At 69.6% G+C, this 26,118-nt stretch carries 20 protein-coding genes and 6 pseudogenes; 13 read left to right on the forward strand and 13 right to left on the reverse strand.

Translation table 11 applies throughout. The annotated features are described in order from the left end of the window. The first annotated feature begins 31 nt into the window (after positions 1–31). Positions 32–940, forward strand: a complete 909-nt coding sequence (locus WAB15_RS04565) for an NAD(P)-dependent oxidoreductase (RefSeq protein WP_407285417.1) — start codon at positions 32–34, stop codon at positions 938–940. Between the two features lie 92 nt (positions 941–1,032). Here WAB15_RS04565 and WAB15_RS04570 read toward each other — a convergent pair whose 3' ends face one another. Together WAB15_RS04570 and WAB15_RS04575 are read right to left on the reverse strand one after the other, a co-directional pair. After that, positions 1,033–2,109 carry a mechanosensitive ion channel family protein gene (locus WAB15_RS04570; protein WP_399144671.1) on the reverse strand — a complete coding sequence of 359 codons (1,077 nt, stop codon included), beginning with the start codon at positions 2,107–2,109 and terminating at the stop codon, positions 1,033–1,035. Between the two features lie 351 nt (positions 2,110–2,460). Then, a complete protein-coding gene (locus WAB15_RS04575) occupies positions 2,461–2,616 on the reverse strand; it encodes a hypothetical protein (protein WP_399144670.1) in 156 nt (51 codons plus the stop codon). Between the two features lie 172 nt (positions 2,617–2,788). Between WAB15_RS04575 and WAB15_RS04580 the strand changes: the two genes are divergently transcribed. The 7 genes and pseudogenes from WAB15_RS04580 (at position 2,789) to WAB15_RS04610 (ending at position 12,474) form a co-directional block, all read left to right on the forward strand. Further along, complete coding sequence (locus tag WAB15_RS04580; RefSeq protein ID WP_407285418.1) at positions 2,789–3,757, forward strand: cyclase family protein; 969 nt, start codon at positions 2,789–2,791, stop codon at positions 3,755–3,757. A 237-nt stretch (positions 3,758–3,994) separates the two neighbouring features. Then, positions 3,995–6,886 (forward strand): SpoIIE family protein phosphatase, encoded by a 2,892-nt coding sequence (locus WAB15_RS04585; RefSeq protein WP_407285419.1) that lies wholly within the window; start codon positions 3,995–3,997, stop codon positions 6,884–6,886. Positions 6,887–6,931: 45 nt separating this feature from the next. Then, the gene (locus tag WAB15_RS04590; RefSeq protein WP_407285420.1) at positions 6,932–8,467 is read left to right on the forward strand and encodes a sugar ABC transporter ATP-binding protein; all 1,536 of its coding nucleotides are present in this window, start codon (positions 6,932–6,934) and stop codon (positions 8,465–8,467) included. A gap of 2 nt (positions 8,468–8,469) precedes the next feature. After that, entirely contained in the window at positions 8,470–9,510 is a 1,041-nt protein-coding gene (locus tag WAB15_RS04595; protein WP_399144665.1) for an ABC transporter permease, read from the forward strand. Next, positions 9,507–10,643: a substrate-binding domain-containing protein gene (locus WAB15_RS04600; RefSeq protein WP_407285421.1), complete on the forward strand. Its 1,137-nt coding sequence runs from the start codon at positions 9,507–9,509 to the stop codon at positions 10,641–10,643. Before WAB15_RS04595 ends, WAB15_RS04600 begins: the two co-directional genes overlap by 4 nt. A 946-nt stretch (positions 10,644–11,589) precedes the next feature. Next, positions 11,590–11,964: pseudogene (locus WAB15_RS04605) on the forward strand (ISAzo13 family transposase); the annotation flags it as partial. A gap of 99 nt (positions 11,965–12,063) precedes the next feature. Further along, on the forward strand, positions 12,064–12,474 hold the full coding sequence (locus WAB15_RS04610) for a transposase family protein (protein ID WP_407289160.1): 411 nt from the start codon (positions 12,064–12,066) through the stop codon (positions 12,472–12,474). 42 nt (positions 12,475–12,516) lie between these two features. On the opposite strand, the gene WAB15_RS04615 is transcribed toward WAB15_RS04610, so the two are convergent. After that, positions 12,517–13,347 carry a helix-turn-helix transcriptional regulator gene (locus WAB15_RS04615; protein WP_407285422.1) on the reverse strand — a complete coding sequence of 277 codons (831 nt, stop codon included), beginning with the start codon at positions 13,345–13,347 and terminating at the stop codon, positions 12,517–12,519. 144 nt (positions 13,348–13,491) lie between these two features. Here WAB15_RS04615 and WAB15_RS04620 point away from each other — a divergent pair, with 144 nt between their 5' ends. Beyond that, a complete protein-coding gene (locus WAB15_RS04620) occupies positions 13,492–14,532 on the forward strand; it encodes an aldo/keto reductase (protein ID WP_407285423.1) in 1,041 nt (346 codons plus the stop codon). A gap of 553 nt (positions 14,533–15,085) precedes the next feature. Here the strand turns inward: WAB15_RS04620 and WAB15_RS04625 are convergent. Continuing rightward, positions 15,086–15,208, reverse strand: a pseudogene (locus WAB15_RS04625) (NUDIX hydrolase); the annotation flags it as partial. 317 nt (positions 15,209–15,525) lie between these two features. On the opposite strand from WAB15_RS04625, the gene WAB15_RS04630 reads away from it, so the two are divergent. After that, entirely contained in the window at positions 15,526–15,936 is a 411-nt protein-coding gene (locus WAB15_RS04630; protein ID WP_399144652.1) for a RidA family protein, read from the forward strand. Positions 15,937–16,058: 122 nt separating this feature from the next. On the opposite strand, the gene WAB15_RS04635 is transcribed toward WAB15_RS04630, so the two are convergent. From WAB15_RS04635 to WAB15_RS04645, 3 genes and pseudogenes are all read right to left on the reverse strand, one after another. Then, positions 16,059–16,712, reverse strand: a complete 654-nt coding sequence (locus WAB15_RS04635; protein ID WP_399144650.1) for a hypothetical protein — start codon at positions 16,710–16,712, stop codon at positions 16,059–16,061. Between the two features lie 52 nt (positions 16,713–16,764). Then, positions 16,765–17,211: pseudogene (locus tag WAB15_RS04640) on the reverse strand (transposase); the annotation flags it as partial. Positions 17,212–17,395: 184 nt separating this feature from the next. Further along, positions 17,396–17,488 (reverse strand): annotated as a pseudogene (locus WAB15_RS04645) (IS5/IS1182 family transposase); the annotation flags it as partial. Between the two features lie 4 nt (positions 17,489–17,492). Here WAB15_RS04645 and WAB15_RS04650 point away from each other — a divergent pair. Next, positions 17,493–17,713: pseudogene (locus tag WAB15_RS04650) on the forward strand (transposase); the annotation flags it as partial. Positions 17,714–18,130: 417 nt separating this feature from the next. Here the strand turns inward: WAB15_RS04650 and WAB15_RS04655 are convergent. The 4 genes and pseudogenes from WAB15_RS04655 to WAB15_RS04670 all read right to left on the reverse strand — a co-directional run bounded on the left by WAB15_RS04655 (position 18,131) and on the right by WAB15_RS04670 (position 21,594). Then, positions 18,131–19,372, reverse strand: a complete 1,242-nt coding sequence (locus WAB15_RS04655; protein ID WP_407285424.1) for a glycosyltransferase — start codon at positions 19,370–19,372, stop codon at positions 18,131–18,133. A 76-nt stretch (positions 19,373–19,448) separates the two neighbouring features. Further along, positions 19,449–20,077 (reverse strand): annotated as a pseudogene (locus tag WAB15_RS04660) (GNAT family N-acetyltransferase). 77 nt (positions 20,078–20,154) lie between these two features. After that, positions 20,155–20,949 carry a VOC family protein gene (locus tag WAB15_RS04665; protein WP_399144648.1) on the reverse strand — a complete coding sequence of 265 codons (795 nt, stop codon included), beginning with the start codon at positions 20,947–20,949 and terminating at the stop codon, positions 20,155–20,157. Positions 20,950–21,009: 60 nt separating this feature from the next. Continuing rightward, positions 21,010–21,594 (reverse strand): dihydrofolate reductase family protein, encoded by a 585-nt coding sequence (locus WAB15_RS04670; RefSeq protein ID WP_407285425.1) that lies wholly within the window; start codon positions 21,592–21,594, stop codon positions 21,010–21,012. A 112-nt stretch (positions 21,595–21,706) separates the two neighbouring features. On the opposite strand from WAB15_RS04670, the gene WAB15_RS04675 reads away from it, so the two are divergent. Continuing rightward, complete coding sequence (locus tag WAB15_RS04675) at positions 21,707–22,336, forward strand: TetR/AcrR family transcriptional regulator (RefSeq protein ID WP_407289161.1); 630 nt, start codon at positions 21,707–21,709, stop codon at positions 22,334–22,336. Positions 22,337–22,678: 342 nt separating this feature from the next. On the opposite strand, the gene WAB15_RS04680 is transcribed toward WAB15_RS04675, so the two are convergent. Next, complete coding sequence (locus WAB15_RS04680; protein WP_407285426.1) at positions 22,679–23,701, reverse strand: alpha/beta fold hydrolase; 1,023 nt, start codon at positions 23,699–23,701, stop codon at positions 22,679–22,681. Positions 23,702–24,257: 556 nt separating this feature from the next. Continuing rightward, positions 24,258–24,602 carry a hypothetical protein gene (locus tag WAB15_RS04685; protein WP_407285427.1) on the reverse strand — a complete coding sequence of 115 codons (345 nt, stop codon included), beginning with the start codon at positions 24,600–24,602 and terminating at the stop codon, positions 24,258–24,260. Between the two features lie 668 nt (positions 24,603–25,270). Between WAB15_RS04685 and WAB15_RS04690 the strand changes: the two genes are divergently transcribed. Further along, positions 25,271–26,074 carry a pyridoxamine 5'-phosphate oxidase family protein gene (locus WAB15_RS04690; protein WP_407285428.1) on the forward strand — a complete coding sequence of 268 codons (804 nt, stop codon included), beginning with the start codon at positions 25,271–25,273 and terminating at the stop codon, positions 26,072–26,074. Positions 26,075–26,118: the final 44 nt, after the last annotated feature.

Genomic DNA, 26,118 nt, shown 5'->3' on the forward strand with positions numbered 1-26,118 from the left:
GCCCGCCGAGCTGTTGACCAGCCTAATCGTCATGACTGACAACACCTCTGACGATGTCTCCCGCGCTCCTTCCCTGACCCTTCTCGGCCTCGGTGACATGGGTACGGCCCTGGCCCGTGGCTGGCTCGCCGCCGGATACTCCGTGACCGTCTGGAACCGCACGCCCGGCCGGGCCCGGGCTCTGGTGGCCGCGGGCGCCAGGCCCGCCGAGAGCGCCGCCGCGGCGGTGGCCACGAACTCTCTGGTCGTGACCTGCCTGCTGGACGACGCCTCGGTGGGTGCGGTGCTGGAGGGCGTCGATCTGACCGGCAGGGACCTGGTGGACGTCACCACCGGGACGCCCGCCGAGGCCCGGCAGCGCGGTGCGTGGGCCGCGGGCCGCGGGGCCCGGTTCCTCAGCGGCGGGATCATGGCGGTACCGCCGATGGCCGGGATTCCGGAGGCGGGCGGCTATGTGCTCTACAGCGGGTCGGCCGAACTGTTCGAGACCCATCGGGCGGCGCTGGCGGTCCCGTTCGCCGCGCGTTTCGTCGGTAGCGACGCCGGACACGCCGCGCTCCAGGACGTGGCGCTGCTCAGCGCGATGTACGGCATGTTCGCGGGTGTCACGCATGCCTTCGCGCTGGTGCGCGGGGAGCGGGAGATCCCGTTGAAGGAGTTCGCACCGCTGCTCTCGGGCTGGCTGACGGCGATGTCCGCGTCGATCGAGCAGACCGCCGAGCAACTGCAGAGCGGGGACTACGGCTCCGGCGTCGTCTCCACCATGGCCATGCAGGCCGCCGGGATCGGGACCTTCGTGGGCACGGCGCACGAGCAGGGGGTCAGCCCCCAGCTGCTGACCCCGTACTTCGACCTGATGAAGCGCCTGGTCGACGACGGGCGGGGCGCCGAGAGCGCCGCGGGAATGGTCGATCTGCTGGCACCGGGCGACGGGAGATAACAAAGACGCGGCCCCGGGTCGCCGTCTGCTTCTCCCCCGTCCGCGCTGTGGCCGGGCCCGCACCGATGCGTGCGGGCCCGGCGCCCACTCGCCTACGGCACCAGGTCCGACTGCTCACGCTGGTGCGGGATCGCGATGCCGTCGGGCTGCTGCAGTGCCACGGTCCGGGTCGGGGCGGGGATCCTGATGCCCTCGGCCCGGTAGCGCTGGTGCAGGCGCTTGATGAACTCGTGCTTGATCCGGTACTGGTCGCTGAACTCGCCGACTCCCAGGATGACCGTGAAGCCGATCCTGGAGTCGCCGAACGTGTGGAAACGGACGGCCGGTTCATGGTCGGGAACGGCACCGGTGATGTCGGTCATCACGCTCTGCACGACCTCGGTGGTGACCCGCTCGACGTGTTCGAGGTCGCTGTCGTAGCCGACTCCCACCTGCACCAGGATCGACAACTGCTGTTCCGGGCGGGTGAAGTTGGTCATGTTGGTGCCGGCCAACTGGGCGTTGGGGATGATCACCAGGTTGTTGGAGAGCTGGCGCACCACGGTGTTGCGCCAGTTGATGTCGACCACATAGCCCTCCTCGCCGCTGCTGAGCCGGATGTAGTCACCCGGCTGCACCGTCTTGGAGGCGAGGACGTGCACGCCCGCGAAGAGGTTGGCGAGGGTGTCCTGCAGCGCCAGCGCCACCGCGAGTCCGCCCACACCCAGCGCGGTGATCAGCGGGGCCACGGAGATGCCCAGGGTCTGCAGCACGACGAGGAAGCCCATCGCCAGCACCAGGATGCGGGTGATGTTGGCGAATATGGTGGCCGATCCCGCCACGCCGGACCGGGACTGGGCCAGGGACCTCACCAGTCCGGTGATCACCCGCGCCGCGGTGAGCGTGACGACCAGGATGAACAGCACGGTCAGGGCCCGGTTGACGTTGCGTCCGACCGTCGCCGTCAGCGGCAGCGCCGCGGTGCCCGCCGCCAGGCCGGCGCATATCGCCGCCCAAGGCACCACGGACCGCAGGGCGTCCACCATGACGTCGTCCCCGCTCCACCGCGTCCGGCGCGCGTGCTTGCCCAGCCATCGCAGGACCGCCCGCAGCAGCAGGCCGGCCACGACGCCGGCGGCCAGCGCGGCCCCGGCGACGATCAAGTCGTGCAGCGTGAGCGCCCGGGTCACCGGCCGGCTCCCACTGCCCGGAGAAACCGCTGTGCTGTGCACGGGATGTAATGTCTCGTCACCTTGTACCTGCTCGTCTCTACGACTGTGGATGCGCCGGGACGTCGTAGGACGCCCTCGGCACGATCAGCCATCCTGCCGCACCGGTTGGCGAGCCGATCGTCGAGGTTGAGGTTGCGGGTGACGCCGGTGCCGCGGGCGGGCGTCCGGCCGGGCAGGACGGGGTGAGATCCGGTCAGCTCCCTTCGCGATGGGAGCCGAGGGCCGACGTGCGGCGACCCGGTCGGCTACGCGAAGCGGTCCGACCGGGTCATGGGAGCGCGGCGGCCTCCCGGGCCGCCGCGCTCGTCGTCAGTCCTCGTCGTCCTCCGCCCGGCGCTCGCCCTCGGCCTGGGACGGCTGGGTGCGCATGGTCGCGGGGTGCCGCTCCTCGGACGGGTCCATGTCCTCTTCCAGCCGCTCGCCCTCGGCCTGCGACGGAGTCGTGTACTCATAGTTCTGGCCCATGGCAGCCTCCACAAGATCAGGGCATATACATACAAAGTCACCGTAATGCCACAAAACCAGCGTATCGCTTCGGCGGACGCCGCCCAGCAGGGCGATACTGGCCGTATCCGGAAGGCCTTCCCTGGAGGAACCCATTCCCTGGGAAAGAGGTCGAGGGAGCACTGACGAGCAGATGACCGGCAACCCCGGTGACGCACCGGCACCCCCGCCGGACCGCACCGGCAACGGGCCCGCCGTCTCCCGCGCGGAGTTCGACGCACTGTTCGATTCGGTCCGCACATGGGGCCGTTGGACCCCCGCCGACCGCGGCGCCTGGAACCGGGTGACCGCGGAGCACGTACGGCGGGCCACCGCGCTGGTCCGGTCCGGGACGGTCGTTCCCCTGGCGCGCCCGTGGGACACCGCGCCCGGCCCGGACAACCCCTTCCCCGCCCTGCACTACATGTCCGACCTCGGCGACGTGGAGACCCCCGAGCCCTCCGCCCACAAGGACTTCATCGGCGTCGACTACCACGGCAAGGCCGTCAGTCATCTGGACGCGCTGTCGCACATCGCCTACCGCGGGCACCTCTACGACGGCCGGGCGGCGCGCGAGGCCGTAGACGCCGGGGGTGCCAGATTCGGTGCCGTGTCGACGCTGGGCCCCCTCGTGACCAGAGGCGTGCTCCTCGATCTGCCCGCCGTCCTGGGCGGCCCATGGCTGGAACCCGGGCGGGCGGTGCACGCCGCGGACATCGTCGCCGCGGAGCAGTCACTCGACGTCACGATCGGCGAGGGCGACGCGGTGCTGCTCCGGTCCGGCAGCCCGCGCCGGCGCCGGGAGCTGGGTGCCTGGGACCCCTCCGCGGCGAGCGCCGGCCTCCATGTGGACGCCATGCCCCTGCTGGCCGAGCGCGGTATCGCCCTGCTCGGCGGCGACGGCGACGGCGACGTACGGCCTTCGCCGGTCGACGGCGTGCACTCCCCGGTCCATGCGCTCGCCATCGCCGCGATGGGGGTGCCGCTCCTGGACAACCTCGACCTCGAAGCGCTCTCCGCGGCGAGCGCCGGGACGGGCCGTTACGCGTTCCTACTTCTGGTGGCGCCCCTGAACATCCCCGGGGGCACGGGCTCGCCCGTCACGCCGGTCGCGGTGCTGTGACGGCCGCGCCGACTTCGGGGAGAAGGCCAGGCCACCGGCGTGATCACCGCTGCGGAGGCGCCGTCCCTTGCGCTGTACGGGGTGGCCGAGGCTTCCCGTCCGCGCGTCCGGTGCTTCGCATCACCGCCGATGATCAGTGCCGATATATGTGCAAAGTTCTACAATTGGATCAAACGGTACAGTTACTCCGGCATACGGGTGGTCGTAAGGCACGTACGGATGTGGGAAGTGATCCGGATGGGGCTCATGGGAGACGGCATCGGCCCCGCCCACGCACGTGAGCAGTTTCTTCGCGGCGGATCGCCCGAGGGGAGCGTGCGCGCCGCGATCCTCAGTTCGTGGCAGCGTTCCGTGTCGCTCGGGCTCTCACCGGAAGGATGTGAGCTCCCCTACCTCCAGGATCTCGACCTGAACAACCGGCTGGTCCGCGCCGCGGAGCCGGTACTCGACCGGCTGGAGGCCAGGTTCGCGGGCCGGAACATGAACGTGTCGCTGGCCGATGCGCGCGGGGCGGTGCTGCAACGCCGTTTCGGCCAGGCCTCTCTGGTCAGGCGGCTGGCCGCGATCCAGAGCGTCCCGGGCTTCGTCTTCGCCGAGCAGTTCGGCGGGACCAACGGAATCGGTCTGGCGCTCGCGGAGCGTCAGCTGATCAACGTCTACGGTGCCGAGCACTTCGCCGAACGCTCCCAGTCCAGTGCGTGTACGGCGATTCCGGTCCGCGATCTGCTCAGTGGGCGCATCGAGGGCATCCTCTGCTTCGGCTTTCCGCTAGCCGATGCCGACGTGGCGCTGAACACGGTGATCCGCAGCGCCGCCGGCGCGATCGAACGGCAGCTGCTGGAGCAGAGTTCGACACGGGAGCGCGCTCTGCTGCAGGCATACCTCAACGCCAGACGCCGCTCGCCGGCCCTTGAGACGACGGACGACGGGGAACTGCCCGAGCTGGGTGAGTTGGCCGCGAGCGGCCTGGACTGGCGGGATCAGATGATCCTCAAGGAGAAGGCCGCCGATCTGGTGGCCTCGGCCCAGCGCGCCGCCGTGGAGGTGGCGCTGCCCGGCGGTCGGCGGGTCACCTTGCTGAGCCGCCCGATGACGAGCCCCTCCGGGGTGGAGGGCGTCGTCATCGAGGCGATCCTCCCCTCCCAGCAGCACCTCGCCGTCCCCGCGGAGGCAGCCGTCGCCCCCTCCCCGATGGCGCAGGCCGCCGCCACCCCGATGGCGCAGCCGGTCCTCGCCGCCTCCGGCCGGGCGGCCGGGCGCGCGCCCGCGGCCGTGGGCGAGAGCGCGGCGGAGACGGTCCGCAATCCCGCCGCACCCTCCGTGCCCGGCACCTCCAGGGCTATGGTCGGCCGGGCCACCAGCGGGCTGGTGCTGGTCGGCGAGCCGGGGGTGGGGAAGTACGCCGTGGCCGCCAGGCGCCGCCTGGAGCTGCTGTCCGAGGCCAGCGCCCGGATCGGCACCACCCTGGACGTGGGCCACACCGCCCGGGAGCTCGCCGAGATGGCCGTCCCGCGCCTGGCCGACTTCGTCACCATCGACGTTCCCGAGGCGGTGCTGCGCGGCGAGGAGCCCACCGAACCGCACAGCGAGCTCTTCCGCGCAGTGGTCCACGGCTACCGTGAGGACTGCCCCTTCTACCCCGCCGGGCGGCGGGTCCGCCTTCGCCCGACCACGCCCCAGCTGCGCTGTATGGCCGGCGGGCAGCCCCTGCTCGAACCCGACCTGAGGACCGCCGCGGGCTGGATCGCCCAGGATCCCTGGCACGCCCAGCGGCTCCTCGACCACAACGTCCACTCGCTCATCGCGGTCCCCCTCGTCGCCCGCGGTATCGCGCTGGGCGTGGCGAGCTTCTACCGCTCACGGGACCCCGCCCCCTTCGGGGACGACGACCGTTCGCTGGCCCAGGAACTCGCCACCCGGGCGGCCATCTGCATCGACAACGCCCGCCGGTACACCCGCGAGCACACCATGGTCCTGGCTCTGCAGCGCAGTCTGCTGCCGCGCAGCTTCCCCGAGCAGAGCGCCGTGGAGGTCGCCCACCGCTATCTGCCCGCCGAGTCGGGCGTCGGCGGCGACTGGTTCGACGTCATACCGCTCTCCAGCACCCGGGTGGCTCTGGTCGTCGGGGACGTCGTCGGCCACGGGATGCACGCCGCCGCGACGATGGGCCGGCTGCGCACCGCCGCGCGCAACTTCGCCGAACTGGACCTCGCCCCCGACGAAGTCCTCACCCACCTCGACAATCTCGTGGGGCGCCTCGACCGGGACGAGAGCAGCGAGGAGCCGTCCTCCGACAGCAGCGGCATGATCGGCGCGACCTGCCTGTACGCCATCTACGACCCCACCTCGCAGCAGTGCGTGATGGCCCGGGCCGGCCACCCGCCACCCGGAGTGGTCGCACCCGACGGCACCGTCACCCTCGCCGACCTCCCCGCCGGCCCCCCTCTGGGCCTGGGCGGCCTGCCCTTCGAAACCGCCGAATTCCACCTCCCCGAAGGCAGCCAGCTCGTCCTCTACACGGACGGGCTGGTCGGGGGCCGCCGGCGCGATGTGGACACCGTCCTCGACCAGCTGTGCGGTGCCCTGGCGCACCCCAACCGCCCGCCCGAGGAGACCTGTGAGGCGGTGCTGCGGGCCGTGATGCCCGACCACCCCGCCGACGACGTGGCACTGCTCGTCGCCCGCACCCACGCTCTGGACCCCCACCGGATCGCCACCTGGGGGCTGACCTCCGATCCGGCGCTGGTCTCCGGCATCCGCGCCGCGGTCGCCCGGCAACTGACCGAATGGGGGCTGGAGGAAATCGCCTTCCCCACCGAACTCCTGCTCAGCGAGCTGGTCACCAACGCCATCCGCTACGGGACCGACCCCATCCAGGTGCGTCTGCTCTACGACCGCACGCTGATCTGCGAGGTCTCCGACACCAGCAGCACCGCCCCGCATCTGCGCCACGCGGCCACCACCGACGAGGGCGGCCGCGGACTGTTCCTCGTCGCCCAGCTCGCCCAGGCCTGGGGCACCCGCTACACCGCCGACGGCAAGGTCATCTGGGCCGAGTTCGCGCTGGAGGTGCCCGGCGGGGTGCACGGCATCGTCGAGAGCTTCCTCGACGACATTCCCGCTATCTGACGGCCCGTCCGGCAAAGAACCCGAAAGGGGCCTTAGCATGCGGAAATGCACCCGCCCGCCGCCTTCGACAGTGACCCTCCCCCGCGTCGCGGCGCCACACCCGTGGTCCGCGTACGCGGTCTGAGCAAGCGGTTCGGCGGCACACTCGCACTGGACGCGGTCGACCTCGACGTGCACTCCGGCAGCGTTCTGGCCCTGCTCGGTCCCAACGGCGCGGGAAAGTCCACCCTCATCAAGGTGCTCGCGGGCGTCCACCACGCGGACGAGGGGGAGGTGACGGTCGCCGGGCACCCACTGGGCAGCGAAGCGGCCGCCCGCACCATGTCGTTCATCCACCAGGACCTGGGGCTGGTCGAGTGGATGACGGTCGCCGAGAACATCGCCCTGGGCACCGGCTACGCACGCCGTGCCGGGCTGCTGTCGTGGCGGCTGACCCGCAGACGGTGCACCGAGGCCCTGGGCATCGTCGCCGCGCACCTCGACCCCCGCGCGCCCGTCGCCGGCCTCCCCAGGGCCGAACGCTCCCTGGTGGCCATCGCCCGCGCACTGGCCACACAGGCCGAACTCATCGTCCTCGACGAGCCGACCGCCAGCCTCCCGGCCGCGGACTGTGCCCGGCTCTTCGACGTACTGCACACCCTGCGCGACCAGGGCCACGCCCTCGTCTACGTCACCCACCGGCTGGACGAGGTCTACAAGGTCGCCGACGCCTTCGCCGTGCTCCGCGACGGCCGCCTCATCAGCCACGGCCCGCTCGCCGGTCACCAACCCGCCCGGCTGGTGCGCGACATCGTGGGCCGCGAGCCGGACGGCTACCGCATCGCCCCGGTCACCGGCCCGGCCGTACTGAGCCTCGACCGGGTACGGACCGCGCACACCGCACCGGTCAGCCTGGAACTGCGCGCCGGCGAGATCCTCGGCATGGTCGGCCTCACCGGTGCCGGGCACATGGAACTGGGCCGCGCCCTCGCCGGGGCCCGGCGGATCCTCGACGGACGGGCCGTGCTCGACGGGCGGCCGTACGCACCGCGTTCGGTGGCGGCCGCGGTCGGCTCCGGCGTGGGCCTGGTCACCAGCAACCGTCAGGAGGAGGGCTGCGCCGCCGAACTGACGGTACGGGAGAACTTCCTGGCGAACCCTCGGGCCGACGGCCTGCCGGCGCTGCGCTGGATCAGCCCCCGGCGCGAGCGGGCCAAGGCCACCGCCCTGGTCGACCGGTTCTCGGTGCGTCCCCGGGACACCGAGTCGCCGATCTCCACGCTGTCCGGGGGCAATCAGCAGAAGGTCATGGTCGGCCGGTGGCTGAGGCTGAGCCGAAGGCTGCTGATCCTGGAGGAGCCGACCTCCGGGGTGGACATCGGTGCCAAGGCGGAGATCTACCGCCTGCTCCAGGACGCGCTGGCCGAGGGCCTCGCCGTCCTGCTCATCTCCACCGATTTCGAGGAGGTCGCCCACGTGTGCCACCGGGCCCTGGTATTCGTCCGCGGAGCGGTGACGGCGGAGCTGAGCGGCACCGCCCTCACGGTCACCGGACTCGCCCGCGCCTCCTCGGCCATGCCCCCGCTGACCGGGACGACGTGACGATGGCCGCCTCCCCCCGCCTCCCGCTGGGCCGCCGGTTCGGGCACCTCCTCGGCGCCTACGGCCTCTTGGCCCTCACCGCCCTGCTGTTCCTGGCCTTCTCCCTCGCCCTTCCGGAGACCTTCCCCACCCTGGACAACATCTCCGCGGTGCTGTCCAACCAGTCGATCCCCGCCATGCTGGCGCTCGGCGCGATGGTCCCCATCGTCACCGCCAAGTTCGACCTGTCCATCGGCTACGGCCTGGGCCTCACCCACGTCATGACGATGCAGCTGATCGTCAACGAAGCGTGGTCCTGGCCGGCCGCCTGCCTCGTGGTGCTCCTCGGCGGGGCGGTGGTCGGCGTCTTCAACGGGGTCGTCGTCGAATTCGCGAAGATCAACTCCTTTATCGCCACCCTGGGCACCGGCAGCATCCTGTACGCCTTCACCGGCTGGATCACCAACGGGGCTCGGATCGTCCCCGGCCCGCACGGCCTCCCGGCCGCCTTCACCGACCTGTACGACTCCAGGTTCCTGGGCCTGCCGGTGCCCGCCTTCTACGTCCTGGCCCTGACCGCCGTGCTGTGGGTGCTGCTGGAACGCCTGCCGCTCGGCCGGTATCTGTACGTCATCGGCTCCAACCCGCGCGCCGCCGATCTGCTGGGCATCCCCTCCCGCCGCTATGTCGTCTACGCCTTCGCCGGATCCGGTCTGATCGTCGGCGTCGCCGGCATCCTGCTCGCCGCGCAGCAGCGCATCGGCAACCCCAGCGTCGGCCTGGACTATCTGCTGCCCGCCTTCGTCGGTGCGCTGCTCGGCTCCACCGCGATCACACCCGGCCGCCCGAACGCCCTGGGCACCCTGGTCGCCGTCACGATCCTCGCCATCGGCCTCGCCGGCATCGGCCAGCTCGGCGCCCAGTTCTGGGTCACCCCGCTGTTCAACGGCGCCACCCTGCTCCTGGCCGTCGGCATGGCCGGCTACGCCGCCCGGCGGCAGCTGCGGCAGCGACGGACCGAACCGCCTCGCACGCGCCACGACGTACCCGAGGCCACCTCGTGAACTCCGTGCGCGGCGCCGTCGCCGTGGCAGTGGCGGCCACCGTCCTCGTCGGCTGCGAACGCGGCGCGTCGAGCGGCGGCAGCCCCGTCTCGCCGCGCCCGACCACATCGGGCTGCCCCACCACCCTGGCCAGGGCCAAGGCAGCCGTTGCGCAGGCCGAGAAGACCGGCCGCACGGGGAACGGCCCCACCGGCGGCCCCGAGGCCGTATCCGGCAAGAAGATCATCTACGTCGCGCAGACCATGAACAACCCGGGCGTCGCGGGCGCCGCCGAGGGCGTGGAGGAGGCCGCGAAGGCCATCGGCTGGGACGTCCGGGTGATCGACGGCCAGGGCACGCCCGCCGGGATCCAGGCGGCGTTCAGCCAGGCCATCGCGCTGAAGCCGTCGGGCATCGTCATCGGCGGCTTCGACCCCCATCTGACGTCGCAGCAGGTCGCGAGGGCCAACGCGGAACACATCCCGCTCGTCGGCTGGCACGCGGTCGACTCCCCCGGCCCGAGCAAGGACCCCGAACTCTTCAGCAACGTCACCACCAGGGTCGGCGATGTCGCGAGCATCAGCGCCGACTGGATCATCGCGCACTCCCACGGCAACGCCGGAGTCGTCGTGTTCACCGACGCCTCGATCCCGTTCGCCAGGAACAAGTCCGAGCTGATCAAGAAGGAACTCGCCACCTGCCCCGGCGTGCGGATCCTGGCCGAGGAGAACATCCCGATCTCGGACACCAGCAGCCGAACCCCCCAGGAAGTGTCCTCCCTCCTCTCCCGCTTCCCGGCCGCCTGGACACACTCCGTAGCCATCAACGACGTCTACTTCGCCGACGCCGCCCCGGCCCTGCGCGCGGCCCGCAAGAAGGGCGGAGGCGCCCCGTTCAACATCGGCGCGGGCGACGGCGATCCCTCCGCCTTCCAGCGCATCAACAGCCGGCAGTTCCAGGCGGCCACCGTTCCCGAGCCGTTCGGCCAGCAGGGCTGGCAGATCCTCGACGAGTTCAACCGCGCCTTCTCCGGCGCACCCGCCAGCGGCTACGTCGCCCCCGTCCACATCGCCACCGCCGCCAACAGCCGCGGGGCGACGACCTGGGACCCGCCCGGCTACCGCGCGGTGTACCGGAAGATCTGGGGCAGGTAAGACCCAGGACACACCACACTCAGCCCCGCCCCTCGCAGGGCGCCCATCACGATCTCGTCGAGGGCGGCGAACTCGTTGGCGCCTACCCTCGTGGCACGATCCACGGCACGAACTTCGACCGTATGCCGGAGCTGCACAGGTCCTCCAACAACAGAATCTGGGGAGAATCGAACGGGGACCGGCCCGAGCGCCGACCACTGCAGACCGCATGCCGATGGCGGTCGGCACAGCTCTCACCGCGCCAGCCGCCGTTCGCCGCACCCCATCTCGTTGCACTCGTCCGCGCCGGAGCCCGCTTCGAACGTGGCTGTCTCGTCGAACGCCCCGAGACCTTCGCGGCATGAGCAACCTCAACCGGTCCACAGATTTTGACAATTGCTCATGGCTTCCGACAAGCCTGAGCACTCTCACAGCCCAGGCAAAAGCTCCCCACAGAGCGCGGTAACCGCAAGCCCCGAGTGTCGGACTGACTTCACTGACAAGCGGTGATCCATCCGGGGTTGATCCCGGCGACATCCCCAAAGCCGCCAACCACTCGAACGAGTGGCCATCCCCACAAGTGGGAGGCGGGCGACGGGCCACTCCGCCGGCAGCCCCCTTGAATCACGGCGTAAGCCAGATCAGGAGCGGCATCCGGTTGCCAATTCGGCCTGCTAAGGGCTCGCAGAGAATCAACGTGTTGCTTCACGTGATTCGGCTCGTTGGTCTGGTATGGGCGTCTCCGATGAGGTTCGTGGTCAACTCGCTGTGAAGTTCGCGGTGTTGTTCCCGCATCTGGACGAGCGGCAGCGGCGGCTGCTGATGGGGGCCGAAGCTCGGATCCCGGGGCACGGCGGTATCCGGGCGGTCGCGCAGGCGGCCCAGGTCAGCGAGACGACGGCCGCAAGGGCGTGGACGAGTTGGAGGCCGGCGAAGAACCGTTGGGCCGGGTACGGAAGCCCGGTGGGTCACTGCGGACGCAGGCGGCTCCAACGGCTACCGCACCCGCGCCTGGAAGACTGAACTCGCTGCCCTGGCCTCCGAGACGGGCCTGGACATCACGGTCTGCCACATGCCGCCGGGCACCTCGAAATGGAACAAGATCGAGCACCGGCTGTTCTCCCACATCTCCATGAACTGGCGCGGTCGCCCGCTGACCAGCCACGACGTGATCGTGAAGAGCATCGCGGCAACCACGACCCGCGCAGGGCTGAAAGTCCAGGCCGAACTCGACCTGGGCACCTACGACACCGGCATCAAGGTCACCGACAGCGACGTCGACGCTCTGCCCATGCACCGGCACCGCTTCCACGGCGACTGGAACTACACCCTCCGCCCTCAAGCTCGGGACACCGCCAGCGCAGCCGAGAACCCGCGGCCGGCCAGCTGCCGGTCCCTGCAGCCCTGCACCAGGTGTCTGCGCAACCCGGAGCTGACCGGCATGCCCGAACCGGCACTGAACGAACTCGTCGACCAACTGGACCAGAGACTGGCCGAGTTACGTGAGCAAGGACGGCTCCAGCAGCGAGGAGGCGAGCGCATCCGCGCTCGCGGCGCAGGGGCCAAGGACAAGCTGACCACCGCCGACAGAGTCCTGGCCACCGTGCTCTACCTGCGCAAACTCGGCACCCGAGACCTGCTCGCCCAGCTCTTCGGAGTCAACGGCAGCACCCTCACCAGGGCCGTTCGCCAAGTCCAGCCCCTCTTGGCCGAGCACGGCTACACCATCCCACCTCGACAGCCAGATTCCGGACGCCCGCTGACGTCACAGCGCTCCTCGCGGACAACAGCCCCACGGAGATCAAATCAGCATGTTGATTCTCTGCGAGCCCTAAGCTTTACCCCTTGCTAAGACATCCGTATCGCCCTCGGCATGAGTACCGAAATACGGGGATTAGCGGGTCAGGATGCGGAGTGCTTCCTGGGAGGGCGATCCCTTCTCGGCCGTGTGGACGATCAGGGCGAGGTCGGGGTGGCCGGGCAGCCGGAGGGTCTCGTAGGTCAATTCGAGCTCGCCCACCAGGGGATGCCGGTACCGGTAACTACCGTGCTCCCGGGCCTTGATGTCGTGCTCCGCCCAGATCTGGCCGAACTCGGGGCTTACGGCCGACAGTTCCTCGATCAGGGCCTGGGCGGCAGGAGGGCCGGGCGGGCGCGCAATGTCCAGCCGGAGGAAGGCCACCACGTCGCGAGCCCGCGCCCACCAGTCGACATACAGGTCGCGCACGCCGTCGTCGAGGAAAACCAGCCTGGCCATGTTGCGCTCTGCGGCGGGAAGTTCGCCGAAGTCGGTGATGAGCGCAGCGGCCGGCCGGTTCCAGGCCCGCACGTCGGTCCTGTGGTCGACCACGTAGGCAGGGGCGTCGCTGATCGCGGAGAGCAGGCTGTGTATGCCCGGGCGCAGCGGCGGGCTGCCGGTGGGTTCCTCGGCGGCAGCCGGGACGGGGCGCGCCAGCAGGTGCAGATGCTCCCGTTCGGCCGGGTTCAGGCGCAGGGCCTTGGCCACCGCGTCCAGGACCTCCCCCGAGAACCGCAGGTTCCGGCCCTGCTCCAGGCGTACGTAGTGGTCGACGCTGACCCCGGCCAGCTGCGCCAGCTCCTCGCGGCGCAACCCGGGGACCCGGCGCTGCCGTCCGTAGGAGGTCAGGCCGAACTCCTCGGGGCGAAGCCGGGCGCGGCGCGATCGGAGGAATTCACCCAGCTCGGCGCGTCGGTCGAAGATCATATGTTCCATTATTTTCTGGTTTTAGGTGTGCCTGGTCATGACGTGCCTAGGCAGCGCCGGGCACTGCCTGACCTCGCGTGGAACGCCGAGAGTTGAATCCGCCGGAACGGTTCCGGCATTCTGATTCACGGGAGCGCATCACTTATGACTGTCATGCTTGGCCGTACCGGCATGGAGATTACCCGGTTGGGCTTCGGTTCCTGGGCCGTGTCGGGCTCGGGCTGGACCTTCAGCTGGGGCGCCACGGACGACGCCGAGTCGGTCGCCGCGATCCGCCACGCGCTGGACGCGGGCGTCAACTGGATCGACACCGCCGCGGTGTACGGCTTGGGCCATTCGGAGCAACTGGTCGGCAAGGCCATCGCCGACCTGCCGCAGGCCGATCGCCCGTACATCTTCACCAAGGTCGGCCTGGTCTGGGACCCGGACAATCCGTCGGCCGCGCCTCGGCGGATCATGAAGCCGGGCAGCGTCCGCCGCGAGCTCGATGACTCGCTGCGGCGGCTGGGCGTCGACCACATCGACCTGTACCAGGTGCACTATCCCGACACCGGCGAATCGCTGGAGTACGCCGGTGGCGGCTTCGGAGCGGTGTCGCCCAACGCCACGCCGCTGGAGGAGTACTGGCAGGTCATGGCCGACCTGAAGGCCGAAGGCAAGGTACGGGCGATCGGGCTCTCCAATCACACGCCCGACCTGCTCCAGGCAGCCGAGCAGATCGCCCACGTCGACGTCATCCAGCCGCCGTTCTCGGCGATCAACCGGTCGTCCGCCGCTGAGATTGCCTGGGCACGCGCACACGAGACCGGCGTGATCGTCTACTCGCCGCTGCAATCCGGCCTGCTCACCGGGGCCTTCTCCGCCGAGCGTGTGGCCGGCCTGCCCGCCGAGGATTGGCGGACCGCCCACCACGACTTCATGACCGGCCTGACCGCCAACCTCCAGCTCGCCGAGGCGCTGCGGCCGATCGCTGAACGCCATGGGCGCACCGTGGCCGAGGTGGCCATCGCCTGGGTGCTCGCCTGGCCCGGCATCACCGGAGCGATCGTGGGCGCGCGCAAGGCCGCCCAGGTGGACGGCTGGATCGGAGCGGGCTCGCTGGAGCTGACCCCTGCCGACATCGAGGAGATCGCCACCGCGATCACAGTCTCCGGCGCGGGCAGCGGCCCCGCCCGCCACTCTTGAAGGCGACCCCGGGCCATGTCCCTCTTCGTCATCGCCGAGTTCCTAGCCGCACCGGGCCAGCATGATCGGCTCCGCACGGCGCTGGAAGGGGTGTGCAGTCAGACCCATACCTCCCCTGACGCCGCCTACGGCAACATCATCTGCCCATGGCCACCCGAGCGCCGCTGCTTCACCCGCGTCGACGCCCTTGCTATGTACTCGGGCTCCCTGGAAACGGAGTTACGGCGAACGCGATCTCGACGATCTCGTTGACGGGCCCCGTCGACGGGACCCGTCAGTGGGACGCCAGCTGGGTCCGGCTGCGGTTGCCCCATACCTTGATCTGGCAGCTGGGCTCGGATTGCTGCACGGTGGCGAACAGCCGGCCGTCGGGTGAGGCGACGGTAGCCCTTTCCGGCGTAAGCAGGGGGGCACGGCGCTGGTGCGCAGGTCGTCTCCTGCGGGCGGGAGTGTCCGAGCGTCCCAGAACCCCCGGTATCGCTCCCTCGGTGCCCGATGTGGCAGGGCACTGGAAGTGACTCAACGAAGAGGGCACCCAACTCCGGTAATTCAGCGTGTCGCGACGGCGCTGAAGCAGGATCGCGCTGGTGTCGTCGACGACGAGGAGGTTGCCGGCGGGGATGAGGGTGTTCGCTTTCGGGGCGGTGGGGTCGTTGTAGTACTCAGTCCTACCCATCCAACTACCCCCGCGCGTGCGGGGACGACCGCCAGCGCACCGACCGCGGCCACGCCCGCCCAGGACTACCCGCGGGTGCGGGGACGACGTGCTGGACGTGCGCACCCATCGCGGTACAGGAGGACTGGCTTCGTCGATCTCCAGGAGCGGCGTTTCTCGATGGGTTCCGGAGTCAGTTGGTGATCACCCGGTTCGTGAATGTCGAGCAGAAGTGACGGCGTTGTCGTAGGCCGACGAGAAAAAGGGAAGGCGGGAGCCAACAGGCCCTTGGCAGGATGGTCCGCGCTCAACACCTGATGAGAAAGGACCCGACGGCCGTGCCTCGTGCCATCACTTTGATCCGCTCCACATCCCTGTCCGACGTTGCCGAGTACGCCTACGCGGCCACGGCGCCCGCCGAGTCACGCTTGATCTTCCTCGCCGGGGCGTGTCCCCTGAACGACGACGGCTCCACGGCAGCGATCGGTGACTACGCAGGCCAGGCAGTGAAAGCCATCGAGAACATGCAGGCTGCTCTCACCGCCTCGGGTGCGTCACTCCAGGACGTCATCAGTACAAGGGTTCTCGTCGCATCCGCCCGGCGGGAGGATCTGGTGGCCGCCTGGGAGGTAGTCCGGGACTCGTTCGCTGACCATGATGTGCCCAGCACCTTGATGGGTGTCACGGTGCTCGGCTACAAGGATCAACTCGTCGAGATCGAGGCCGTCGCCGCCGTGCTCGATTCTTGAGTGGCTCTGGGCGGGGTGCCTTCCGAACCCGTCGAAAACGAAACCTCGGCGCTGCAGGTGCCTCCCGCAGCCGCGAACAACTGCTGTCGTGAGTCAGGTTCTGGCACAGATTTCGTGATCGGTTACGTTGCGTGTTGGCCGCTGGTATCTGGCAGTGGTGCGCTGATGGCCAGATCTTCGTCGAGTCTGGCTGTCAGGTCTTCGGCGAGAGTCGGAACGTGGCGAGTGGCCCACTGCTTGGTGAGATAGAGAAAGCCTTGCAGTCCCTCTTGCACGGTCTGCAGGATTGCCGGTAGGTCACCCACCATGATCTCGATGGGCAGCCCGGAAGGAGTTTCTTGAGCGTCCGCTCCGTCCGGCCACAGCTGCACGGCCTCGTCGGCGTGCTCAAGCCTTGGTGAAGGGTCATGGCCGAGCCACAGAGTCTCTCCGTTTGCGACGTCGAGCCACTCGCGCCAGTCCTCCAGGCCGCAACAACATCCTGGCCGGACGGTGACGTTGGTTCGGGTGTCGTGGACGCGCAAGCCTCCTGGTGCGATGACCTTGTCTGTCTCGAGCAGGCGGCGAATCGCCTCGCCGGCGTCCGTCAGGGGGCGATCGTCGTCACCTGTCCGCGAGTTGTAGTCAGCCAGCATGGCCGTCGCGGTGCCGACTTCGAGCGGGGACATACTGCCTGACAGAGCCATGAACTGGTACGGAGGCAGGTCAGCCACCGGCCAGAAAGAGAAGTCAACGGTGTCTGGGGTTTCCAGGACGGCATTCACGATCAGCACCACGTCATTCTCGCCTCGGTTGGTCCAGCCCGCCTAGCATTTCCTCCCGGGCTCATCACGCCAGGAGAACGCGCTTCCGGAGGAGGTCGAAGCCGGCGCGGCCGAACATCTGGCGTTTGAGCATCTTGATCCGGTTGACATGGCCTTCGACTGCGCCAGAGCTCCAGGGCAAGGTGAGTCCGGCGATGACGGCGTCGCGATCGCGGTCGATGCCGGCCGCGAGGGTGTGAAGGCTGGGCAGGTCGTCGCTGCGGACGGCGTCGAGCCATTGCGGGAGACGGTGGCCTTGGCGCTCGGTGAGCATTTCGGCGAAGGACCGGACATGGCCGGTGAGGGCTTCGAGTTCAGGGCAGTGGGCCAGGACTTCCTTCAGCCGGATGTGTTCGGTGTCGGTGAGGGTCTCTGGTCGGCTGAGAACCCACCGGGTGACGGCGCGAGGTGTTGGCGGCTGGGCGGTGACAGGGCGGGGTGAAGTGCGCTTCTTCCTGATGTAGGCGCTGACCATGTCCTCCACGGGTGCTCTGCGGGGTCTGTCCCTCAAGGGGGTCGAACTGGGAACGTTGGCGTGTGCTTCGTCTTCGAGGCGAGCCGGGCAACCGTTCAATGCCCTCGATGAGAGCGGGCTGAGCTTCGGTCCTTTTGGTCCGCATCAGCGGGCCCACGCATTCGACTGACGCACTCGGAGTTCAGGCATACCGCCAGTTCGGGGTGGTTTCGCGGGTGAGCCTGCGGCTTATGAGGTCGATCATCGCGAGGTTGATCACGGTTTCGGAGCGGTGGACGACCGATGCCAAAGATGCACTGGTCATCGCCGACACTGCTTCGACAGGCCGGGGCTTCACGACCCTGTGGACGCCGCTGGAGCTCGTCTGCGAGCTCCACCTGCTGACCAGGCACCGGGCTGACCTCATTGCGGACCGAGTACGGCTCCTCAACCGGCTGCGGGCACGCTGGTCGGTATCGGCCCGGCTCTGGAGCGAGCCTTCGACTACTCGTCCAGAAAGGCACTGTGCTCGAAGTGTTCGGTCGGCCTTGGGCATGCCGGCTTTGACCGTTCATGCGCCCTCTTTCGTTGACGCGCCCCTGCGGGAGACTCGACGCGTGATCGTCGAACGAAGCGGCACGTTCGCTGCGGGTGCCGTATCCGCGCGCGTGGCCGACGGCGTCCCCTCCTCTGGTTGCAGTTCTGGTTGCATTCACGGCTGTCCGGCACCGTCCGCAAACGCTCCCAGCGCCCACTCCGCCCCAGGTCAGGACACCCCCGCCCGTCCCTGAACCCCCGGACGAACATTTGGGAAGCGTGTTGGGGGCAACCCCTCATGAGTTCACATCTCGTATCCTCCGCCAATGCCTCACCGGGCACGAGGCCGAAGGGCCCCACCGTTCCCAGTGGGGCCCTTCGACGTGTGTGGTCGCGTGGTTCACGCGGACATGGATGGCTTTTCCTGGCCGGCGGCGTCGAGCAGCAGCTTCGCGGCCACCGTCGCACCGTCGGTGCGGAACGTGCCGGACACGGCGGTCGCTCGCGCGCGGGTCTCGGGGGTCAGGGCCGTCTTGAGCGCGGCTGACAGGGACTCGAAGGTCGGAGTCGGACGGTCGTGCGCCGCGCCGATGCCCAGGTCAGCCACCCGGCCGGCGAAATACGGCTGGTCCCCTCCCTGGGGTACCACCACCTGAGGCGCGCCCGCCCAGGTGGCCGTCGTCGTCGTGCCCGCGCCGCCGTGGTGCACGACGGCGGCCGCCCGGTGGAACAGTGCCTGATGGTTGACCTCACCGACGACGAAGCAGTCGTCCTGGTCGTCGATCAGGGCCAGGTCGGCCCAGCCGCGTGAGACGACGGCACGGCGGCCCTGCGCGCGGATCGCCTCGATGACCACCCGGGCGACGTCCTCCGGATCGCGCAGGGGAATGCTGCCGAAGCCCACGTACACCGGTGGTGTGCCAGCGTCCAGGAACTCCTCCAACTCGGCGGGCAGCGGGCGTTCGTCCGGCAGGACCCACGCGCCGGTCTGCACCACGTCGAGGTCCGCCGGCTGCCGCCACGGAGCCAGGATCGGGTCCGTGGCCAGCCACGGCTGGTCGGTGAAGACGTGGTCGCGGACGTTGTCCAACTGGGGCAGGCCGATCGACGCCCGATGGGTGTTGATCGCCTCGCCGAACACCGCCTGCGCGTCCTGGGCGTCCCGGTCCCACAGCACTCGGTTGTCGGTCACATCCGACGGGAGCGGCCGCCCCGGCCGCGGCATCGGCGGGTGGTGCGGCGACGGCAGGCTGACCGGCTGGTAACTCGCGTACACGTAGCGGATGCCCAGTTTCTCGGCCACCGACTTCACGCCGGCCACGGCCGGCACGAGGCCGGTCGCCACCAGCACATCACACCCCTCGGCAGCCGCGGTGACCTTGTCATACAACGCGGCGACCAACTCGGCCGCGCGCCGGGGCACACCCCCCGGCGACGGCGGCGTCTTCCCGGTCACCAACTGGCGCACCGACGGGCCGGTCGGAACCATCCCCACGCCGACCACGGCCAGCCGCTTCGCGAACTCCTCGTCCGGCGGCGCGCACACCCGCACCTCCGCGCCGAGTTCCCGCAATCGCACCGCGAGTCCCACCAGCGGTTCGACGCCCCCACGCGAGTCATAGGCCGACAGCAACACACGCATTCGTACTCCTCTTTCCATGGATTCCGGCTCAGGTCGGTGATTCGGCGGCTGCGCGGCGTACGGCGGCAGCGCCGGCCTACAGGTCGAGCTGGTACTCGTAAGCCGTGTGCGTCGGCAGGTAGCCGAGCTCATCGTTGACGCGCCGCATGTGCGGGTTGTTGTCGGCGGTGTCGGTCAGCAGGCCGCCGAGGCGGGGGTGGCGTTCGCGGGCCTCGACGATCGAGGCGGCCTTCATCCAGCGGGCGAGGCCACGGCCGCGGTGCTCGGGCAGCACCGCCGTGCCGTAGTGCCGTCAGCCGGTAGCCGGGGTGCGGCTTCTCGGCGAGGGCGGTGAGGTGCGGGGAGGCCCGCGTCGGTCAGCGGCAGCCGGGCGTACGTGAGGGCCAGTGCGGCGCGAAATCCGCCGGCGGTGAGGAAGGCGGCGCCGGGGGATCCGGCCGCGGCCTGGGCGATGACGGTGCTGCGGCCGTCCTGACGGGCGGCGGCGACGGCCGCCTCGAGCAGCAGGGTGCCGACCCGCCCGCGCCGTTCGGCAGGGTGGACCGACACGTCCAGTTCGGCGAGGTGGCGCTGGCCCTCCCTGGTGAACAGGCGCAGGAAGGCGTACCCGGCGGGACTGCCGTCGGGGTCGGAGGCCAGCCAGGCCGGGCGGCGGCCGACGGAGGTCTCCTCGGGGTCGGTCAGGGCGGTGATGCGCAGGGACAAGCTGTCTCCGTCCGAGAAGGGATTGCGAGGGGGCGGGTCGGTCCTGCGTGGCGCTGGGTCGGTCCTGCGCCGAGCCGTCACTGGGCCCAGGGCAGGACGCGGGTGCCGTCGGCGCCGGGCACGGAGGCCACACCGTCGGCACGCATTGCGACGTGAGCCTCGGCCGCCTGCGGGGCGTGGACCTGGCGGAGCACGTCCGGTGGGAGTACGAGGGTCTGGCCGGCCGAGATCTTCTCGGTGCGGCCGGCGCAGGTGACGTCGAGGACGCCGGCGGTCACCGTCCAGACCTGTTCGCGGTTGATGACGTGCTCGGGGCCGGTCTGGCCCGCCTCCATCGAGACGGTCCAGGTGCTGAGTTCCGTGCTGCCCCGGCTGGGGGCGGCCAGACCGGTCATGCGGGCGTTCGGGGACGCGGTGACGTTCTCGGCGGCGGGGGTGATCACGAGCATGGCGAACTCCTCACTCTGCGCGGGCTCGTCCTGCGTAGGCTCGTCCTGCGCGGCCCATTCGACGAACTGTACGACGACGCCGTTCGGGTCGGTCAGCTGGAACAGCCGCTCGCCCCAGGGCTCTTCGCGCAGCGACATGGTGATCGGGGCGCCGGCCTCGCGCAGGCGCCGCTCCTCGGCCTCGATGCCGGTGACGGTGAGCGCGAGGATCAGGCCCGTGGCCTGCTGGTCGCGCTGCTCGGGCGGGAGAACCTCGGTGCCGCGGCGGAGCAGCACGATGTCGGCGGCGGCATCACCGCGGGTCAGGGACGCGAAGCCGTCGGCGGCCATGGCGACCTGGTAGCCGAGGTGGGTGCAGAAGAAGTCGCGGGAGACGTCCACGTCAGCGACGGTGAGGGACAGGGTGGAGGCGGTGACGCGCAAGGTGGCTCCTGGCAGGTTCGGGTGGTGAATGGTGTGCGGGGGGCCTGGACGGGTGCGCTGCTAGTCGGACGTCTTCGCGTAGGTGAGGACGAGGTTCCCGCCCTCGAACACGTGGCTGTCGGTGAGCTTGAAGGCGCGCGGCGAGAAGTCGGCTCGGAAGAGCGGGATGCCGGAGCCCGCCACGATCGGGTACTGCTTGACGATCAGCTCGTCGATCTCGGGCAGGAGTTGGCCTGCCAGATCGGCGCCGCCGCAGAGCCAGATCCCGAGCCCGTCCTCCTGCTTGAGCTTGCGCACCAGGGGGAGCGGGTCCTCGTTGGTGACCTCGACGGCCTGGTCCGGGCTGGCGGTGAGCGAGCGGGAGAGGACGATCTGCCGCAGGTGGGCGTACGGGCTGGTGAGGCCGGCAGCCAGCCCCGGGGCATAGGTGCTGCGGCCCATGAGCACGGTGTCGAATCGGGTGTTGGGCGCGTCCGGGATGCCGAGGGCGGCGCGGCCCGGGGTCGGGAGGGTTTCCGCGTACTCGGCGATCAGGTGCGGGAGGTAGTCCTCGGTGACGTGCGGCATGAAGAAGTCGAAGTCGCCGTCAGGGGCGGCGATGTAGCCGTCGATGGTGGCGCCGATGAAGTAAGTGAGCTTGCGCATCCAGATCCGTTCACTCGGGGGAATTTTACAACGGACGTAACTTTAGCCAGGGGCACTCAGTCGGTCAAGCATATTTTTACGCTGGATGTAAGATTGCTCCATGACTACCGAGATGGGGCTCCGTGAGTCCAAGAAGCAGGAGACCAGGCAGCTGATCTCCGACTGCGCCACCAGGCTCTTCATCGAGCAGGGCTTCGAGCAGACCACCATCGCCGAGATCGCCGCCGCGGCCCGCGTGTCCAAGAAGACGGTCACCAACTACTTCCCCCGCAAGGAAGACCTGGCCCTCGACCACCACGAGGCGTTCACCCAGGGCCTGGCCCGGGCCGTCGCCGAGCGCGAGCCCGGCGAAGAGCCTCTGACCGCCCTGGGCCGGACGTTCCGCACCGCCCTGCTGGAACACAGCCCCGTCGTCGGCTTCACCGGCCCCGCGTTCGCCCGCATGGTCACCGACAGCCCCACCCTCAGCGCCCGGCTGCGCGAACTGCACGACCAGCGAGAGGAGGAACTCGCCGCAGCGCTGACCACCACCGCCCCGGATCCGGCCCCGGCCATCGCGCCCCGGGCCGCCGCCGCCCTGATCGCCGCGGCGGACCGTCTGCTGTTCCGGCGCATCCAGGAACTCACCCTGGCCGGCCACTCCGACGACCAAATCGAGGCCACACTGATTCCGGAGGCCGACCACCTCCGCACCCTCCTCGCCGCCGCCCTTGGCAACCACCCCACCGCGGCAACCTCGTGATCTCGCCGCCCGTCCGGTCTCGCGCGACGGCAGGCGACCCGCCTGGTTGCAGTTCTGGTTGCCTTCACCCCCGTCCAGCAGCGTCCGGAACCTGGTGAGCAAGCCGCCCCACCGCAGGTCGGGGCGCCTGCGGTCACCGCCGGACAGCCGGACGAACATTTGGGAAGCGTGTTGGGGGCAACCCCTCACGAGTTCGCATCTCGTATCCTCCGCCTGCCCGTCAGGGCAGGCGAAGGCCCGGACTGCCCAGCGGTCCGGGCCTTCGTCGTTCTCTCGCTCGGTTCCCCTCCCTGGGGAGGGTCGGCGGGGGGCTGGTCCGGCGGCCCCGCCCCTCCGCGCCAGCTACCGCGCGACGACGTGCGTCCGGCTGGTGACCACGGGCCGGACCTTGGTCAACATCAGGTGCAGAAACTGGTCGGGGTGGCGGAAGGACGCGAAGTGGCTGGCGTTCTCGATCAGCGCGAACTCCTTGATCGGGGCCTCGACGTCGTCGAAGAAGCGCCGGGCGCGGTCGGTCGGGGTGAGCACGTCCCGGTCACCCTGGAAGACGAAGAACGGCAGCTCGAAGCAGGTGCCGTCGGCCCGGTCGTCGAAGCCAGCGGTGGCGGGGAGGATCTGCTCGGAGAGCCTCATGCCCTGGCCGAGGGTGCCCAGCTCGCCGAGGGTGTGCAGCGGGGAGAACCAGAGCGACTTCATGACCACGGACTTCATGGTGCGGAAGGTCAGCGGGTCGGCGGTGGCGACGATCTTGGAGTAGGTGCCGTGCTGTTCAGGGGTCCAGGTGCGCAGGTCGGGGCCGATCTCCTCGACGGCGGCCAGTTCCTTGCGCTTGCCGGCGGCGCGCAGCCGGGCCAGCAGGGACAGGTGCTCGGTGCTGTCCTGGCCTGCGTCGTGGATCTTCTGGTCGGTGCCGACATAGGCGCTGTAGCGGTCGGGGTGCTGGCGGGCCAGGCGCAATCCGAAGGCGCTGCCGAAGGAGTTGGCGAGCAGGAGAACCTGCTCGACGCCGAGCCGGGTGCGCACGTAGTCGGTGAGCTCGACTGCGTCCTCGTACATCCTGGTGAAACTCAGCTCGCCCTGGCCGTCGGCGCCGCCGCGGCCGAGGGTCTTGCCTGCGCCGCGCATGTCCCAGCGGACGATGGTGAAGTGCTTCTCCCAGGCCCGGGTGCGGGGGGCTGCGGGGGGAGCGGGACCAGCCCCGCCGCGGCCCGAAGCCGTCACTGACCGCCGAGCGCACCCCACGATCGCGAGCCTGAATAGCGGATACGACGTCACGTAGCGGACGTATTGCTCGGCTGAGTAACGCGTCGGCGCCTCGCGGCGCAGAACGGGGTACGGGCGCTCTCGCAGCGCCCGTGTGATCACGGCCAGGGTGTCTCCTGTGGGGGGTGGCTGCCCTGGCCGTGATCATTCTTCCCTGGCGTCGAGGCGCTGCCGGCGCCAGATGACGACTCCAGTGAGCAACTCCCCGGATCCGTACCTGCTGGTGCTCAGTACAGCTGCGGCTGGGCGGCACTGTCGCCAAGCGCTCGGCGCTGATCATTCATCCGCGCTCCACCGGCGCGCTGTCGGGGCAGGCATGGGCGCTGCTGCTCAGGATGCTGTTCCCGGCCAGTTGGCGGCGTGGGCCACGTGGCTTGGGCCGGGCACGGCGATCCTCGTCCGTCAGTTTCTTCGCCCAGGCCAGTGCGGCGACTCAGCCGCGGATCAACCCCAAACCGGCGCTACACATGTACCTCGAAGCAAAACACCATCGCTGCGGCAGACGTTCTTTCATTCCTGCTGCGTTCCACGCGAGGCGCCGTACAGGAGCCTTGAGTTCGTCGCCACATTCTTGTGGAAGGTGTGAAGGTGACCCGGTTTCAGACCTGTTGCTGAACCGCCTTCGTTTCTTCACAGGTCTGGATCGGCGGCAACAGGGTCAGAGGCGGCGTATCCGTGCGGCTATTCCGTGTCCCGCCAGCAGATAGATCACGGCCGGCAGACCGTAATTGAGGAGGACGCGAACGCCCTCTGTGTCCATGGTGAAGATGTCCTGTGACCACCAGGCCAGCGCGTCCGCCATGCCCTCCACGAACTCGACGAACACGTTCGCCTGGTTGGCTTCGAGCAGGTAGAGCAGGATCCACAGGCCCAGGAACACGGCGGCGATGTCGGCGATGGTGTGGATGACCAGGGCTGTCCGCCTTGCTGCGGAGCCGTCCCGGTTGCGGTCGCGGCGGTGGTTGCCGCCCTGGCTGTGGTCGTATGGCTGATTTCCCGGCATGGGTTGGGTGTTATTCACTGGAGTCCAATCTGACGCGGGCGCCGCCTTGACGGTATGGGTGAGAGGCCGCAGATCAGAGTGAATTTCTTCACGAGAGACACCCCTGCCGTGGCCGCATACGGGTCGCTGCACACACGCCCGCATTCAGCTCTGCGTCGGAGGGGTGCCGTTGCGTTACACGGCGAGCGCAATTCATCCGATATGGGCACTCGCGAGAATTCCGTCATTCGCTCGACCTGCGGGTGTGACATTTGATTAGCCGACGGCGCAGAACTGAGTGTGCCGATGTGATCGTCGGCACACGACGGATCCAAGGTCCCCCCGGCTGCAGGATCCACGCCGGACGCGGGCGGGGATGGAGCCCCCCGCCCAGCCCCGCCCGCGTCCGGCATCTACTCTCGGCGTCGGTGTGACCCACACGTTGCCGCCCGGCCTGATCCGCAGTGGCGTCGACACCCTGGTGGAGAACGTCGTACCGGCCCACCGCACACGGCGCGACTCCCTCGAAGAGCTCGTCGTGGCACGGGACCAGGTACGGAGGAGATGCGGACGTGAACATACGAGTGAACGCCGAGGCAGCCGGTGGCGTTCAGGCGGCGCTCGAGGAGGACCAGGTGGGAGTGCCGGACCAAATGGCCACGGCAGGCCCGATTCCCGCGGTGGATCCCATGCCCGCTGCAAACCGCCGTGTCCGCCCCGGCAGCGATGGCGAGCACGAACTCCAGGAGCGCATGGGCACGACCGCACGCGCCGACAAGTTCTACGACGAGCAGGTCCTGGACCGGCTCAACACCAGGATGCGGGACTTCGTGGCGCGCCAGGAGATGTGCTTCCTGGCCACCTCCGACCGCCACGGTGAGTGCGACAGCACCTTCCGGGCCGGGCCGCCCGGCTTCCTGCAGGTCCTCGACGACAGGACGCTGGTCTACCCCGAGTACCGGGGCAACGGCGTGCTCGCCAGCCTCGGCAACATCGAGGAGAACCCCCACGTCGGCATCATGATGATCGACTTCCTGAAGGACCGGATCGGCCTGCACGTCAATGGGCGGGCCCGGATCGTTTCCGACGAGGAGATGCGCCGCGCCCAGCCCGAGCTGCCGGTCGACCCCGTGCCCGGGCGCCGAGCCCAGCTGTGGGTCGAGATCACGGTTGAGGAGGCGTACATCCACTGCGCCAAGCACATTCCGCACCTGCAGAAGGCGTCGGCCGAGCAGCGCCAGAGGCAGGCGTGGGGCACGGACGGCTTCAAGCGCAAGGGCGGGGACTTCTTCGGCTCGGCGGCCGACGCCCCGGACCGTCCTCCGTACCAGCCGCGGCGGCGCAAGCGTTACGTCCCGTCGTGGGCGCAGGCCGGAGAGCCGACGCGTGCCGCTGTATGGCAGCGCTCGGTCGAGCGGTTGCTGGCGGTGGTGGCGCGGCGGAACTCCGACGCGGAGGAGGGCGAGAAGTCCTTTCGAGGCTGGTTCTGCTAGCCAAAGCCTGTTGCTGGACGCTGGTGAAGCGAGTGTGTGACGGT

Source organism: Streptomyces sirii, from assembly GCF_045690365.1.
Taxonomy (GTDB): Bacteria; Actinomycetota; Actinomycetes; order Streptomycetales; family Streptomycetaceae; genus Streptomyces; species Streptomyces sirii.

What these genes read in the sequence shown, in the direction of transcription:
- WAB15_RS04585 (WP_407285419.1), top strand. Translation starts at nt 3,995, where the DNA reads ATGGGGCTCATGGGAGACGGCATCGGCCCCGCCCACGCACGTGAGCAG.
- WAB15_RS04590 (WP_407285420.1), top strand. Translation starts at nt 6,932, where the DNA reads ATGCACCCGCCCGCCGCCTTCGACAGTGACCCTCCCCCGCGTCGCGGC.
- WAB15_RS04615 (WP_407285422.1), bottom strand. Translation starts at nt 13,347, where the DNA reads ATGATCTTCGACCGACGCGCCGAGCTGGGTGAATTCCTCCGATCGCGC.
- WAB15_RS04580 (WP_407285418.1), top strand. Translation starts at nt 2,789, where the DNA reads ATGACCGGCAACCCCGGTGACGCACCGGCACCCCCGCCGGACCGCACC.
- WAB15_RS04655 (WP_407285424.1), bottom strand. Translation starts at nt 19,372, where the DNA reads ATGCGTGTGTTGCTGTCGGCCTATGACTCGCGTGGGGGCGTCGAACCG.
- WAB15_RS04595 (WP_399144665.1), top strand. Translation starts at nt 8,470, where the DNA reads ATGGCCGCCTCCCCCCGCCTCCCGCTGGGCCGCCGGTTCGGGCACCTC.
- WAB15_RS04690 (WP_407285428.1), top strand. Translation starts at nt 25,271, where the DNA reads ATGCCCGCTGCAAACCGCCGTGTCCGCCCCGGCAGCGATGGCGAGCAC.
- WAB15_RS04670 (WP_407285425.1), bottom strand. Translation starts at nt 21,594, where the DNA reads ATGCGCAAGCTCACTTACTTCATCGGCGCCACCATCGACGGCTACATC.
- WAB15_RS04610 (WP_407289160.1), top strand. Translation starts at nt 12,064, where the DNA reads ATGCCCGAACCGGCACTGAACGAACTCGTCGACCAACTGGACCAGAGA.
- WAB15_RS04565 (WP_407285417.1), top strand. Translation starts at nt 32, where the DNA reads ATGACTGACAACACCTCTGACGATGTCTCCCGCGCTCCTTCCCTGACC.
- WAB15_RS04575 (WP_399144670.1), bottom strand. Translation starts at nt 2,616, where the DNA reads ATGGGCCAGAACTATGAGTACACGACTCCGTCGCAGGCCGAGGGCGAG.
- WAB15_RS04675 (WP_407289161.1), top strand. Translation starts at nt 21,707, where the DNA reads ATGGGGCTCCGTGAGTCCAAGAAGCAGGAGACCAGGCAGCTGATCTCC.
- WAB15_RS04685 (WP_407285427.1), bottom strand. Translation starts at nt 24,602, where the DNA reads ATGCCGGGAAATCAGCCATACGACCACAGCCAGGGCGGCAACCACCGC.
- WAB15_RS04620 (WP_407285423.1), top strand. Translation starts at nt 13,492, where the DNA reads ATGACTGTCATGCTTGGCCGTACCGGCATGGAGATTACCCGGTTGGGC.